The organism is Aeromonas sp. QDB11, from assembly GCF_027705265.1.
Classification (GTDB): Bacteria; Pseudomonadota; Gammaproteobacteria; order Enterobacterales; family Aeromonadaceae; genus Aeromonas; species Aeromonas allosaccharophila.
Map to the genome: position 1 here is coordinate 1 of NZ_JAPDBM010000015.1, position 13896 is coordinate 13896.

Consider the following 13896-nt stretch of genomic DNA (forward strand, 5'->3'; position numbering starts at 1 on the left):
CTACCTGAAGCAACACCGCTTATATACCCGCACACTTGGAATTATTTGAGTCTCTAAAAATGAGGGGATCTCTGAGGTTGCCCAGATAACAATCCAGCTCCCTTTATCAAATGGCGCAACTCAATCACTACAAATAATTCCCCTGCCTTAGCGCAGTCAACAACTCATCCACCAGCGCGGCGACCGGCTTGCCGGCGTTAAGCAGATGAATTTCCGGCTGCTCCGGCGCCTCGTAGGCGGAGTCGATACCGGTAAAGTTGCGAATTTCCCCCGCTCGCGCCTTCTTGTAGAGCCCCTTGGGGTCGCGCTCTTCACAGATGGCGAGCGGCGCATCCACAAACACCTCGACAAACTCCCCTTCACCCAAGAGACTCCGCACCAGCGCCCGCTCGGCACGAAATGGCGAGATAAAGGCGGTGAGTACGATAAGGCCCGCATCCACCATCAGTTTTGCCACTTCGCCCACCCGGCGGATATTCTCCTGCCGCGCGGCATCATCGAAACCGAGATCGCCACAGAGACCGTGGCGCACATTGTCCCCATCCAGCAGATAGGTGTGCTTGCCTTGTGCCGCCAGCGCCAGCTCCAGCGCCCCCGCCAGGGTCGATTTGCCCGCCCCCGACAGCCCGGTAAACCAGATCACCAGCGGTTTTTGCCCTTTCAATTCGGCCCGGCTCTGTTTGTCCACGGCATGCTTGTGCCACACGATATTGCTCATCCAATACTCCTTGATTGGCGCTCACGCCTCAAAACTTAAACTGTCCGAACCACGGGGAGCCGCCTCAAACTATCAGCCGACAACTTGCTGATGCCATGGCATTGCTCATCCCACACTCCTTGATTGGCGCTCACGCCTCAAAACTTAAACTGCCCGGAACCACGGGGAACCGCCTCGGACTATCAGCCGACAACGTGCTGATGCCATGGCATTGCTCACCCAACACGCCTTGATTGGCACTTACGCCTTAAAACGGGAACAGCAGGGGCACCATCACAATCACCCCGAGGCTATAGGCCAGCGAGACCGGCAGCGCCAGCTTGAGGTAGTCCGGCATCTTGTAGTTGCCTGCGGCATAGACCATCAGGTTGGTCTGGTAGCCGTAGGGCAGGATAAAGCTGGAGCTGGCCCCGAACAGCACCGCCAGAATAAACGGCATGGTCGAGACATCCATGCTGAGCGCCAGCTGGTAACCCATGGGAAAAGCCAGCGCCGCCGCCGCGTTATTGCTCATCAGCTCGGTCAGCACCAGCGTAAACACATAGATACCGATAAAGGCGATGATGGGGCTGGCACCGTTGAACTCCCCCATCAGCCAGTCGGCGATAAGCTTGGCCAGTCCGCTCTTTTCCAGCTGATCGGCGATGGCAAGCGCCCCACCCACCACCAGCCAGATATCCAGCGGAAAGCGGCGGCGGATCTCGTCCAGGGTCAAGATACGGGTAAGCAGCAGCGCCACCAGCATCAGCAGCAAGCCCTTGAACAGCGGCACCAGATCGAACACCGAGAGCGCCAGCACCCCGAGAAAACCCAACACCACGGCGGCGCTGCGCTTGCCATCGAGGCGGGTGGAGGCTTCCAGCCCGCTCACCACCACAAACTCCCGTCCCAGCGACTTGTTGCGGGCAAACTGGGGGCCCGGGGCCAGCAGCAGGGTATCACCAGCGTGCAGCTCAATCTGTCCGAGGCCGCCGGTGAGCTGGGTTTCGCCGCGGCGCACCGCCAATACCACCGCATCGAAGTGGGTACGAAACTCGGCATCCTTGATGGTCTGACCCACCAGCCGCGAGCTGTGGCTGACGATCACCTCCACCAGATGCTGGCCGTTGAGGCGGTGCTGGCCGTAGAGATCCAGCCCCTTCATCTCCTGCAACACGCCGACGCTCTCCACATCGCCGCAAAAGAGCAGCACGTCCCCTTCGTGCAGCTCGTGTTCCGGCTGCACCGGGCAGATCACCTGATCGCCCCGAATGATCTCCGCCAGATAAAGGCTTTTCAGGCTGCGCAGGCCGTTCTCCTTGACGCTGCGCCCCGCCAGCGGCGAACCGGCGCCCACCTTGGCCTCGAGAAAGTAGCCGGATTCGCGGCTCATCTCGGTATCCTGCTCCGGCAGGTGACGGGCAAACAGCAGCACGGCCACCAGACCGGTCAGCAAGGTGCCCGCCCCCACCATAAAGAAGTCGAACATGCCGAGCGGCGGCGCCCCCATCTTGATGAGGAAGCTGTTGACGATCAGGTTGGTGGAGGTGCCGATCAGGGTCAGCACCCCGCCAAAGGTGGCGGCAAAGCACATGGGCAGCAGCAGCCGCGACGGGGAGTGGTTGGGATTGCGTTTGACCGCCCCCAGCATGGAGGCCACCACGGCGGTGTTGTTGACGAAGGCCGACAGGAAGGCGGTGGAGAACCACACCTTCACCAGTACCTTGTTGAATGAACCCGTGCCCACCAGATTGGCGAACCAGCTCATGATGCGGGTCTTCTCCACCGCCAGCGACACCAGCAGCAACAGCACCAGCGTCAGCAGGGCACTGTTGGTGTAGCCCGCCACCACGGCATTGATATCCGCCAGCCCGCTCAGGTAGGTGATGAGCACGGCGCCCGAGAAGAGCAGCGCCGGGCGAAGTTTGCCCTGGATCAGCAGGGCCACGAGAGCAGCCAGCAGACCCAGCACCAGGGATTGTTGCCAGGTCATGGGCTTACTCCTTGCTTGTGTCGTTACCGATGGCAAGGGCTTGCCAGTGCGGGAAGTGCTTGCGCACCAGCGCGTTGAGCTCGATTTCAAACTCGCTGTAGTGCCCTTTTACCGCTTTCGCGGCCAAGCCCTCGACGATCATGCCGGCGCCGACAGTGACGTTGGTCAGCCGGTCGATCAGGATAAAGCTGCCGGTATCGCGGATCTCTTGATACGGGTCGAACGCCACCGGGTCGGTGAGGCTCAGCTCGCACAGGCCGATCTCGTTGAGCTTGAGCTCGCTTGCGGGCAACTCGTCGAGCTTGTTGATCTCGATGCGGTGGCGGATGGCCTCCACCTGACCGCGACTCTTCTTGGTGGCCAGCTTGACGTCGTAGACCCGACCCGGTTGCAGGGACTCCTCCCCCATCCAGACGATATGGGCCAGCAGGTTCTGGGTCACTTGCGGACGGTTGGCGGCATCCACCAGCAGATCGCCGCGGCTGATGTCGATCTCGTCGGCAAAGGTGACCGTGATGGCCTGACCCGGCAGGGCGTACTCCAGATCCCCGTCGAAGGTGACGATGCGGGTCACTGTGCTCTCTTTGCCAGACGGCAACACCGCCAGCTTGTCGCCCACCCGCAGGATGCCGGAAGCCAGCGTGCCCGCGAAGCCGCGAAAATCGAGGTTGGGGCGATTTACATACTGCACCGGCAGGCGCACCGGATGGCGCTCCAGCTCGCGCTCAACCTCGGCAGACTCCAGCAGAGCAAGCAGGGTTTCGCCTTCGTACCAAGCCAGCTTGTCGCTTTGGTTGACCACGTTGTCACCGTCCAGCGCCGAGACCGGCACGATATGGATGGTGTCGACACTGAGCTTTTTGGCGAACTCGCGGTAGTCGGCGCTGATGCGCTCGAACACCTCCTGACTGAACTCCACCAGATCCATCTTGTTGACCGCCACTACGAATTGCTTGATGCCAAGCAGGCTGGCAATAAAGCTGTGGCGGCGGGTCTGATCCAGCACGCCTTTGCGGGCGTCGATCAGGATGATGGCCAGATCGCAGGTGGAGGCGCCGGTGGCCATGTTGCGGGTGTACTGCTCGTGGCCCGGGGTATCCGAGATGATAAATTTGCGCTTGGCGGTAGAGAAATAGCGGTAGGCCACGTCGATGGTGATGCCCTGCTCGCGCTCCGCTTGCAGGCCGTCTACCAGCAGCGCCAAGTCCAGCTTCTCGCCGGTGGTGCCGAGCTTCTGGCTGTCGGACTCCAGCGCTTTGAGCTGATCTTCATAAATCTGCTGGGAGTCGTGCAGCAGGCGACCGATCAGGGTGCTCTTGCCGTCATCCACGCTGCCGCAGGTGAGAAAACGCAGCAGACTCTTGTGCTGCTGGGCGTGCAGATAGGCTTCGATGCCCTGTTCGGTGATGGCGGTCTGAATATGGCTGTTCATGCTGACGACTCCTTAGAAATATCCCTGACGCTTCTTCTGCTCCATGGAGCCGGCCTGATCGTGGTCAATCAGCCGCCCTTGCCGCTCGCTCGAGGTGGTGAGCAGCATCTCTTCAATAATTTCCGGCAAGGTGGTGGCATCGGATTCGATGGCCCCGGTCAGCGGGTAGCAGCCGAGGGTACGGAAGCGCACCAGCTCCTGCTTCACCTCATCCTCGGCGGTGAGCGGCATGCGCTCGTCATCCACCATGATCTTGATGCCGTTACGCTCTACCACCGGACGGTAAGCGGCGAAGTAGAGCGGCACTATGTCGATGTTCTCGAGATAGATGTATTGCCAGATATCCAGCTCGGTCCAGTTGGAGAGCGGGAACACCCGGATGCTCTCCCCCTTGTTGACCTGGCTGTTGTAGACCCGCCACAGCTCGGGGCGCTGGTTCTTCGGGTCCCAGCGGTGAGACTTGTCACGGAAGGAGTAGACCCGCTCCTTGGCTCGGGACTTCTCCTCGTCGCGGCGGGCGCCACCGAAGGCGGCATCGAAGCCATATTTGTTGAGAGCCTGCTTGAGCCCCTCGGTCTTCATGATGTCGGTGTGCTTGCCGCTACCGTGGACGAAGGGGTTGATGCCCATGGCGAGCCCTTCCGGGTTCTTGTGGACGATGAGATCCAGCCCATACTTCTTGGCGGTCTCGTCGCGGAATTTGATCATCTCCTTGAACTTCCAGTCGGTGTCGACGTGGAGCAAGGGGAACGGGATCTTGCCCGGATAGAAGGCCTTGCGGGCCAGATGCAGCATGACGGAGGAGTCCTTGCCGATGGAGTACATCATCACCGGGTTTTCAAATTCGGCAGCCACCTCGCGGATGATATGGATGCTCTCGGCTTCCAGCTGCTGCAGATGTGTCAATCTTTCACGGTCCATGTTGGTCCTCTGGTCATTACTAACGCGCATGGTCAGGGCGCGGGGTGGTTCAGTGCGCGGCCGCGCTGGCAGCCGCATCAAATATCTCTTTCTGGCTCAGGCCAGCTGCACCAGCTTGAGGTCGCAGCCATCGAGATCCGGATCAGCGCGCAGCTGCTCGCTGCCCTGCTCGCCAAACCAGGCCAGCCGCTCACGCAGGGCAACCACTTCGCCGATGACGATAAGCGACGGGCTCACCGCCTGTTTGGCCAGCTCGGCCAAGTCGGCCAGCGTGCCGGTCAGCACCCGCTGGCGGGCTGTGGTGCCGCGCTCGATGATGGCGATGGGGGTGGCTTGGCTTCGGCCGTGATCCACCAACTGCTGCTGGATATGCTCGGAGCGCATCAGCCCCATGTAGATGACCAGGGTCTGGCTGGTGGCGGCTAGCTGCTGCCAGTCAGGCTCCTTGCCCTCCTGCTGGCAATGGCCAGTGATAAAGACGGCGCTCTGGGCGTAATCACGGTGAGTGAGCGGGATACCGGCATAGGCGGTAGCACCGGCAGCGGCCGTGATGCCGGGCACCACCGAGAAGGGGATGCCTTCATCGGCCAGCACTTCCAGCTCCTCGCCACCCCGGCCAAACATAAAGGGATCGCCCCCTTTCAGCCGCACTACCCGATTGCCCGCCTTGGCGTATTCCACCAGCAGGCGATTGGTCTCCTCCTGCGGCACGCTGTGGGCGCCCGCCTTCTTGCCGACCGACACCAGAGTGGCGTCGCGGCGCACCAGATCGAGGATCTCGGCGGAGACCAGCTGGTCGTAGAGCACCACTTCAGCCTGCTGAATCTGTTGCAGCGCCTTGAGGGTCAAGAGGCCCGGATCACCGGGGCCCGCGCCGACCAGCACCACCTCGCCCACTTCGCTTTTCGCCTGGTCGAGGCCATCACTCAGCCACTGCTCGGCACCTTGCCAATCGGCTTTCTCAATCAGGCTGGCGAGGGTGTTGGAGGCAAAGGCGCGCTCCCAGAAGCGGCGGCGATCGGAAATCGAGGAGAGCACCCGCTTGGCCTTGTCACGGACCCGACCGGAGAGCTCGGTCAGCCCGCCAAGATGGCGCGGCAGCAGGCTCTCCAACCGCTCGCGCAGCAGGCGCACCAGCACCGGCGCCTTGCCGCCGCTGGAGACCGCCACCATCAGCGGCGAACGATCGATGATCGAGGGGAAGATAAAGCTGGAACGTTTAGGGTCATCCACCACGTTGACGAACAGACCCAGCTGGTTGGCACTCTGATAAACGAGGGCGTTGATTTCGAGGTTGTCGGTCGCCGCCACAACTAAAATCTGACCTGCCAGATGGGCCGGGGTGAAGCGCTCTGCCAGATGGGTGAAACGACCGGCAAATTCCGAAAATTCCGGTTCAAGCTCCGGGGAGACCAGGGTCAGCCGGGCTCCGGCCGCCAGCAGCAGGCGCGCCTTGCGCAGGGCAACCTCGCCCCCACCCACCAGCAGAACCGGGCGGCCTTCCAACTTGGCAAACATAGGTAAATAATCCATTTCGGCCCATCCCTCGGAACACGACTAATATGGGGCGACTATAGGCAGGGCGGCTTATCCCTCAAAATAATAAAAAATGCTTTTTAATGCGTTTTGGTAATTAGCAAAGCCAATTCATGACAAAGGCGTACGAAGTCACTTGTGGTACCTGACGCCACACCATAGGCTAGGGACTGTGTTTCATAAGGAGCTAAATGATGAATGAATCATTGATTGTGCTAGGGATTTTCGTGTTCCTAGTGCTTGCCACCCTGAGCGCGGGCATCAAGATCGTGCCGCAGGGCTACAACTGGACGGTGGAGCGCTTCGGCCGCTACACCCGCACCCTGACCCCGGGCCTCAACCTGCTGATCCCCTACGTGGATCGGGTCGGCCACAAGATCATCATGATGGAGCAGGTGCTGGACATCCCGGCACAAGAGGTGATCTCCCGCGATAACGCCAACGTCACCATCGATGCCATCAGCTTTGTGCAGGTGGTGGATGCCCGCAAAGCGGGTTACGAGGTCAACGATCTCACCAGCGCCATCCGCAATCTCACCATGACCAATATGCGCACCGTGCTCGGCGCCATGGAGCTGGACGAGATGCTCTCCCAGCGCGACACCATCAACGAGAAGCTGCTGCGCACCATGGATGCCGCCACCGCCCCCTGGGGCATCAAGGTGACCCGCATCGAGATTAAAGATGTGCGCCCGCCGCTGGCACTGGTCGAAGCGATGAACGCCCAGATGAAGGCCGAGCGCCAGAAACGGGCCGAGGTGCTGGAAGCCGAAGGGGTGCGCCAGTCCAAGATACTGAAAGCCGAGGGGGAGAAGCAGTCCCAGATCCTCAAGGCCGAGGGTGAACGTCAGGCCGCCTTCCTCGCCGCCGAAGCGCGGGAGCGGGCTGCCGAGGCGGAAGCCAAGGCGACCCATATGGTCTCCCAGGCCATCGCCGAGGGTGATATGCAGGCCATCAACTACTTCGTGGCCCAGAAGTACACCGAGGCGCTGGCCCGCATCGGTGAAGGGCCCAACAGCAAGATCATCATGATGCCGCTGGAAGCGGGCAGCCTGATTGGTTCGGTGGCCGGCATGGCCGAGCTGTTCAACAAAGATGGCAAGGGCAGCAAGTCATGACAGCCCTGTTCGAGGGGCTGACCCACTGGCACTGGCTGGGGCTCGGCTTCATTCTGCTGGCCATCGAGGTACTGGGGTCGGTGGGCTTCCTGCTCTGGACCGGCATCGCCGCGCTGGAAGTGGGCCTGCTGCTGCTGGTCTGGCCCTTTGGCTGGCAGGCGCAGTTGCTGCTGTTTGCGGTGCAATCCCTGCTCACCACCTGGGCCTGGTGGCGCTGGCAACACCAGCGTGACAACTCGGGTCAGGATGCCGCCAGCACCATCAACGAGCGGATGCAGAGTTATATGGGCCGCGAGCTGACCCTGCTGGATGATGTCGTGCAAGGCACCAGCCGGGTGCATCTGGACGACACAGTCTGGACGGTGCGCTGCGCCGAGTCGCTACCGGCGGGCAGCAAGGTCAGGGTAGTGGGGGCCGACTCCCACATCCTGCTGGTTGAACCCCGCCACTGACGCCGCTCTGCCATCGAGCCATAAAAAAGCCCGCGATCGCTCGCGGGCTTTTGTCTCTCTGGCAGCCACTCAAGTACGCAGCCGATCGAGCTGACTGGCGAGCGCCGTGGCCGCTTGCTCCAGCGCCTCGCTCAGTTGATGGCTGGAGCTGGCCTCCTGCCCGATCACGTTGGCAGTATCGCCGATCCGCATCAGGTTCTGGTTGATGGTGTCGCTCACCGCACTCTGCTGCTCGGCGGCGGTAGCGACCTGACTGATGTGGTCGTGGATCTGCTGGATCTGGGCCACCACCCGATTGAGTGCCTCGAACGCCTGCTCGGTGCCCTGCACCGTGGTAGTGGAGCGCTCGATGCCGGTATTCATCAGACGCTGACTGCTGCTCACCTCGGTCTGCAGACTGCCGATCAGCTGGCCGATCTCGTCGGTCGACTCCCGGGTCTTGGTCGCCAGTGCCCGCACCTCGTCCGCCACCACCGCAAAGCCGCGGCCCATGTCACCCGCCCGTGCCGCCTCGATGGCGGCGTTCAGTGCCAGCAGATTGGTCTGCTCGGCAATGGCGCGGATCACATCGAGGATCCGGCTGATATTGGTGCTGCGCTGGGCCACCAGCGCCACCGCTTTATCCGCCTCATGCATATCGCCAACCAGGGTATGGATCTCGTTGCGCGCACTGCTCAAGGTCTGCTGAGCGGTATTGATGTGGTGGGTCGCCGCTTCCGACTCCTGCGCCGCCTGCTCGGCATAACCCGCCACGCTGACTGCCGTGGTGCTCATCTCGTGCATGGCGCTCACCACGCTCTCCAGCTCCAGATTCTGTTCATCCAGACTGTTGCGCATGGTGTCGGCGGTATGTTTCATCTCCCGCGCCTGCTGGTAGACCTGCTGGCCGATCCCCTTGCTCATTTGCACCATACCCCGCAGCTTGCCGAGGAAGGCATTGAGCTGGGAGCCAAGATCGATCAGCTCCCGATGGGTGTCGATCTCCATCTGCTGGGTCAAGTCCCCCTCATTGCTGGAGAGATGGCCCACATGGCGGCTGATAAGTGAAAGTGGCGCGGTGATGGTCTGGATAAACCAGACCAGCAAGCCCAGCACCAGCAGGGTGATCCCGCCCATGGCGACGATCTGTTGTTGCTGGGCATCATGCAACAGGGAGCCCAGATCATTGCTGATGGCTCGGGCCTTGCTAAGTGCCAGTGCCTTGGGCACCTTGATCATCAACCACCACTGGGCATTGGCCGCCTCGATACGGATCGGTTGTTGCAAAATAAAATCGCTGTCGCTACTCACGGCCTGACCGGTGGGCAGGGTCAGGCCCACCTCCTTGAGCGGACGCCCCAGCTTGTCGGCATAGCGGTTGCTGCCCACAATCAGCCCCATCTTGCTGACCAGGGTCACGTCAGCCTTGTTGTCATAGAGGCTCTTGCCAAGGTTTTCAGCTAGTTGCTGGAAGATGGGCAGGTTCATATCCACCCCGGCCAGCCCGACAAACTTGCCATCGTGAAGGATGGGCACCGTCAGGCTGGTCATCAGCATCTTGTTACCCGGGCTGATTTCGTAGAGGTAGGGCTCCATCAGGCAGGGTTGGCGGGTATCGCGACCACAGAGATACCATTCGCTGTTGCGAATGCCGAACTCGTTGAGGGAGGTATCAAACTTGGCCTCGCTGGCGGCGGCATCCACCGGCTGCTGGGCCACGGTGCCCCCCTGATCCTTGGTAAAGTAGATCTCCATGCTCCCCTTGCCCGCCACCGAGTGACTGGCTCCGCCCAGCCAGTTGCCATCCTCGCCGTCATAACCATCCGGTTCAAACTGGGCGTAGATGGAGCTGATCCCGCTCGCCTGCTGCAAGCTGCTGCCGAGCAGAAACTCGACTTGGGGCCGCGACAACCGCAGCTCCGGCTTGCCCATCCCGGCTGCAATCTGGGCGGTCACAGTCAGAGGAATTTGGTAGGAATTCTGCATCAGCGAGGCAATCTGGATGGCATAGCGCTCAGCCTGATACTGCAGGCTGTGGGAGACCTCTTGCTCCAGCGCATCGCTGGTCTGGGTCATCACCATGCCACGGAGGGTACTGAAAGAGGCTGACTGCAACAGGGTCATGGCCAGCCCGGTCAGCAGAAACAGTCCCATGGTCAGGCACAACAATTTGAACTTGAGGGAACGTTGCTTCATGCGACAACTCCTTATGGCAGCGTGACAACGAATTAATTGAGTATATTCGTCCACTTGCAGCTCACCGGATTTGTGATGGGTTTGTCGTCGGCTTCTGGTTATAATTTTGGCCTTCCCGAGCGTTGATGGAACAGTCGCAATGAGCAATGCACTGAGCAGTGTCCCGCCGGTAGTCGCGATGGACTACCCCTTTCCGGCCAAACCTCTTCCCCTGAGTGCCGAGCAGAGAACGACCTTGACCACAGAAATCAAGGCGCTGCTCAAGGAGCGCAAGGCGGTACTGGTTGCCCACTACTACACGGATCCGGAGATCCAGGCGCTGGCCGAAGCCACCGGTGGTTTCGTTGGTGACTCGCTGGAGATGGCCCGCTTTGGCCGCGATCACGAGGCGCAGACCCTGATCGTTGCCGGGGTGCGCTTTATGGGCGAAACCTCCAAGATCCTGAGCCCCCACAAGCGAGTGCTGATGCCGACGCTGGAGGCCGAATGCTCCCTCGATCTGGGCTGCCCCATCGAGCAGTTCTCTGCCTTCTGCGATGCCAACCCGGATCATACCGTGGTGGTCTATGCCAATACCTCGGCCGCGGTCAAGGCGCGGGCTGACTGGGTGGTGACCTCCAGCATCGCGCTGGAGATCGTCGAGCACCTCGACAGCCTGGGTCACAAGATCATCTGGGGCCCGGATCGCCATCTCGGTGCCTATATCGAGAAGAAGACCGGCGCCCAGATGCTGCGCTGGCAGGGTCACTGCATCGTCCATGACGAGTTCAAGGCCCGCGCCCTGCGCGAGCTGAAAGAGCAGAATCCGGACGCCGCCGTGCTGGTTCATCCGGAATCCCCCGCCTCGGTGATCGAGCTGGCCGATGCGGTGGGCTCCACCAGCCAGCTGATCAAGGCCGCCAAAGAGCTGCCCCAACAGAAGCTGATCGTGGCGACCGACCGAGGCATCTTCTACAAGATGCAGCAGGCCTGTCCGGATAAAGAGATGGTGGAAGCACCGACCGGTGGCGATGGCGCTACCTGCCGCAGCTGCGCCCACTGCCCTTGGATGGCGATGAACGGTCTGGTGGCCATCAAGGAGGCCCTCACCGACGGTGCCGAGCGCCACGAGATCCATGTCGACGAGGAACTGCGGGTCAAAGCCTTGATCCCCCTCGATCGGATGCTCAACTTCGCCGCCGAACTCAAGCTCAAGACCCAGGGCAATGCCTGATTGCCGCCGTCACGAGATGCAAAGAGGGCTCCCGCGGGAGCCCTCTTTATTTATCTGAACGCTATGCTGCTCAGATGATCACGGTGGAGAGGCAATGCTCCTCATCCGGCGCAACGGTCACCCCCGCCTCGCCGGCGATAGCTGCCTCGACACACAACATGGTGCGATAGCCATCGTCGCTCATGTCGGCCATAGCGGTGGCCCCTTCCAACCAGGGAGTCCAGACCACCACGCTGTCGTGGTTGCCGCTCACTACCCGCGTCTCGCGCTCACCATCCAGCACCCCCACCAGCGCCTCTGGCTGCCAGTAGACCCGATCCAGCGGCCCGTTCAGGGTCAATGCACCCTGCTGTTTGGCATCCTGTCCGGTCAGCTTATCGGCATAGGGCTCACCCAGACCGGTCACGCTCACCGCCTCCGGCGCACTGATGGTCAGATAGGTATGCAGCGCACCGCTATAAGTCAGCGGCTGGGCGCCGGTGTTGCGAGTGGTCAGCACCAGCGAAAGCTCTTTGCCAACCAGCACGTCCAGCTCCAGCTCGAAGGCGTGATCCCACAAGGCACGAGTGGCATCGCTGTCGCGCAGAGATAGGTGAACGAGCGTGCCGTCGGCGTGATCGGAAACCCCGTCCAGCATCCAGAGGGTGGTGCGGGCAAAGCCGTGGGAGGGCTTGCCGCTACCGACACGGGCTGGTGCCGGGCCAAACCAGGGCCAGCAGATCGGGATACCGCCGCGAACAGGCTTGCTGCCATCCAGCACCGCCTTGTCACTCAGCCAGATGGAGGCTGGCTCACCATGACGCTGATAGCTCAGCACATGGGCGCCAAACAGGCTGATCTCGGCCTTGGCATAGTCGTTGTTGATGGTGAGAACCGGCAGACCGGCCGCATTGTTGGCAAGCTTGCAATTGGCTGTCAGGGGACGAATGGATTGCATGTGGACTCCTGTCATCAGGGGAAACCGAAAAACAAAAAGGCGGCCAATGGCCGCCTTTTTCAAGCTACGCGATTGCGCATCCCAAATTACTTGGAGATGTGAGCGATCAGGTCCAGAACTTTGCTGGAGTAGCCCATTTCGTTGTCGTACCAGGATACAACTTTAACGAATTTGTCGTTCAGCTGGATACCAGCCTTGGCGTCGAATACGGAGGTCTGACGCTCACCCAGGAAGTCGGTAGATACAACTTCGTCTTCGGTGTAGCCCAGAACGCCTTTCATAGCGCCTTCGGAAGCAGCTTTCATCGCTTCGCAGATTTCTGCGTAGGTGGCAGCTTTCTTCAGGTTAACGGTCAGGTCAACAACAGACACGTCCGGAGTCGGAACACGGAAAGCCATACCGGTCAGCAGGCCTTTCAGTTCCGGGATAACTACGCCAACAGCTTTGGCTGCACCGGTAGAGGACGGGATGATGTTCTGAGCCGCACCGCGGCCACCGCGCCAGTCTTTGGCAGACGGACCATCAACGGTCTTCTGGGTAGCAGTGGTAGCGTGAACGGTGGTCATCAGGCCAGACTCGATACCGAAGGTATCGTTCAGAACCTTGGCGATCGGTGCCAGGCAGTTGGTGGTGCAGGAAGCGTTGGAAACGATGTCCTGGCCAGCGTAGGTAGAGTCGTTAACACCCATTACGAACATCGGGGTAGCGTCTTTGGACGGGCCAGTCAGAACAACTTTCTTGGCACCAGCAGCGATGTGCTTACGAGCAGTCTCGTCGGTCAGGAACAGACCGGTAGCTTCAGCAACAACGTCAACACCGATTTCGCCCCACTTCAGGTTGGCCGGGTCACGCTCAGCGGTAACACGTACGGTTTTGCCGTTTACAACCAAGTTGCCGTCTTTAACTTCAACGGTACCGTTGAAACGACCGTGAGTTGAATCGTACTTCAGCATGTAAGCCATGTAGTCAACATCGATCAGGTCGTTGATACCAACAACTTCGATGTCAGCACGCTCAGCGGCCAGACGGAATACGAAACGACCGATACGGCCAAAACCGTTAATACCTACTTTGATAGTCATATTTAGTTACCTAACTGTTCAGTAGTCAAAGAAAATTCCGCTTGTAAATTTACTAGAACTCTCCGGTGAGTCAACCAACATTCTGTCTGAAATTGCGCTATATCATGAAAAACTGTGAAATTAATTTTCTGTTTATGTAACTGATTACCACATTTTGACGAAAAAAGTGCCAGAACGTGGCATCGCGCAGATATCAACAATAGTGCCTACTCGGTCACACAACCGTGATGATAGATATGTAAAAATGTGCGCGGTTTAGCATGGCCAAAGAGCCACTGTTCAAGTACCACCCATAAAAATTAATCAAAATAGTATAGATAGAATCCACAGCGGGAATTCT

At 60.1% G+C, this 13896-nt stretch carries 11 protein-coding genes; 3 read left to right on the top strand and 8 right to left on the bottom strand.

The features are described from left to right. Positions 1 to 127 precede the first annotated feature (127 nt). The 5 genes from cysC to cysG form a co-directional block, all read right to left on the bottom strand. Positions 128 to 718, bottom strand: coding sequence for an adenylyl-sulfate kinase (gene cysC, locus OKC40_RS07035; protein ID WP_182938235.1), 591 nt, complete (start codon positions 716 to 718; stop codon positions 128 to 130). A 247-nt stretch (positions 719 to 965) separates the two neighbouring features. Then, positions 966 to 2690, bottom strand: a complete 1725-nt coding sequence (locus OKC40_RS07040; RefSeq protein WP_182938236.1) for an SLC13 family permease — start codon at positions 2688 to 2690, stop codon at positions 966 to 968. Positions 2691 to 2694: 4 nt separating this feature from the next. Next, complete coding sequence (gene cysN / locus OKC40_RS07045) at positions 2695 to 4122, bottom strand: sulfate adenylyltransferase subunit CysN (protein WP_182938237.1); 1428 nt, start codon at positions 4120 to 4122, stop codon at positions 2695 to 2697. A gap of 12 nt (positions 4123 to 4134) precedes the next feature. Then, positions 4135 to 5073, bottom strand: a complete 939-nt coding sequence (gene cysD, locus OKC40_RS07050) for a sulfate adenylyltransferase subunit CysD (RefSeq protein ID WP_182939791.1) — start codon at positions 5071 to 5073, stop codon at positions 4135 to 4137. Positions 5074 to 5139: 66 nt separating this feature from the next. After that, on the bottom strand, positions 5140 to 6576 hold the full coding sequence (gene cysG, locus OKC40_RS07055) for a siroheme synthase CysG (protein ID WP_182938238.1): 1437 nt from the start codon (positions 6574 to 6576) through the stop codon (positions 5140 to 5142). Positions 6577 to 6773: 197 nt separating this feature from the next. On the opposite strand from cysG, the gene OKC40_RS07060 reads away from it, so the two are divergent. Together OKC40_RS07060 and OKC40_RS07065 are read left to right on the top strand one after the other, a co-directional pair. After that, positions 6774 to 7697 carry an SPFH domain-containing protein gene (locus OKC40_RS07060; RefSeq protein WP_058052545.1) on the top strand — a complete coding sequence of 308 codons (924 nt, stop codon included), beginning with the start codon at positions 6774 to 6776 and terminating at the stop codon, positions 7695 to 7697. Beyond that, a complete protein-coding gene (locus OKC40_RS07065; protein WP_182938239.1) occupies positions 7694 to 8149 on the top strand; it encodes an NfeD family protein in 456 nt (151 codons plus the stop codon). The genes OKC40_RS07060 and OKC40_RS07065 overlap by 4 nt, the downstream gene beginning before the upstream one ends. 69 nt (positions 8150 to 8218) lie before the next feature. On the opposite strand, the gene OKC40_RS07070 is transcribed toward OKC40_RS07065, so the two are convergent. After that, a complete protein-coding gene (locus OKC40_RS07070) occupies positions 8219 to 10324 on the bottom strand; it encodes a methyl-accepting chemotaxis protein (RefSeq protein ID WP_182938240.1) in 2106 nt (701 codons plus the stop codon). Between the two features lie 139 nt (positions 10325 to 10463). Between OKC40_RS07070 and nadA the strand changes: the two genes are divergently transcribed. Beyond that, positions 10464 to 11537 carry a quinolinate synthase NadA gene (gene nadA / locus OKC40_RS07075; protein WP_058052548.1) on the top strand — a complete coding sequence of 358 codons (1074 nt, stop codon included), beginning with the start codon at positions 10464 to 10466 and terminating at the stop codon, positions 11535 to 11537. 70 nt (positions 11538 to 11607) lie between these two features. Here the strand turns inward: nadA and OKC40_RS07080 are convergent, their stop codons facing one another. Further along, entirely contained in the window at positions 11608 to 12474 is an 867-nt protein-coding gene (locus OKC40_RS07080; protein WP_182938241.1) for a D-hexose-6-phosphate mutarotase, read from the bottom strand. An 86-nt stretch (positions 12475 to 12560) separates the two neighbouring features. After that, positions 12561 to 13556 carry a type I glyceraldehyde-3-phosphate dehydrogenase gene (gap, locus tag OKC40_RS07085; RefSeq protein WP_040099300.1) on the bottom strand — a complete coding sequence of 332 codons (996 nt, stop codon included), beginning with the start codon at positions 13554 to 13556 and terminating at the stop codon, positions 12561 to 12563. Positions 13557 to 13896 lie beyond the last annotated feature (340 nt).

Excerpts from the sequence above, each read along its gene's own strand:
- OKC40_RS07060 (WP_058052545.1), top strand. The coding sequence starts at position 6,774 with ATGAATGAATCATTGATTGTGCTAGGGATTTTCGTGTTCCTAGTGCTT.
- gap (WP_040099300.1), bottom strand. The coding sequence starts at position 13,556 with ATGACTATCAAAGTAGGTATTAACGGTTTTGGCCGTATCGGTCGTTTC.
- cysC (WP_182938235.1), bottom strand. The coding sequence starts at position 718 with ATGAGCAATATCGTGTGGCACAAGCATGCCGTGGACAAACAGAGCCGG.
- nadA (WP_058052548.1), top strand. The coding sequence starts at position 10,464 with ATGAGCAATGCACTGAGCAGTGTCCCGCCGGTAGTCGCGATGGACTAC.
- cysD (WP_182939791.1), bottom strand. The coding sequence starts at position 5,073 with ATGCGCGTTAGTAATGACCAGAGGACCAACATGGACCGTGAAAGATTG.
- OKC40_RS07080 (WP_182938241.1), bottom strand. The coding sequence starts at position 12,474 with ATGCAATCCATTCGTCCCCTGACAGCCAATTGCAAGCTTGCCAACAAT.
- cysG (WP_182938238.1), bottom strand. The coding sequence starts at position 6,576 with ATGGATTATTTACCTATGTTTGCCAAGTTGGAAGGCCGCCCGGTTCTG.
- OKC40_RS07065 (WP_182938239.1), top strand. The coding sequence starts at position 7,694 with ATGACAGCCCTGTTCGAGGGGCTGACCCACTGGCACTGGCTGGGGCTC.
- cysN (WP_182938237.1), bottom strand. The coding sequence starts at position 4,122 with ATGAACAGCCATATTCAGACCGCCATCACCGAACAGGGCATCGAAGCC.
- OKC40_RS07070 (WP_182938240.1), bottom strand. The coding sequence starts at position 10,324 with ATGAAGCAACGTTCCCTCAAGTTCAAATTGTTGTGCCTGACCATGGGA.
- OKC40_RS07040 (WP_182938236.1), bottom strand. The coding sequence starts at position 2,690 with ATGACCTGGCAACAATCCCTGGTGCTGGGTCTGCTGGCTGCTCTCGTG.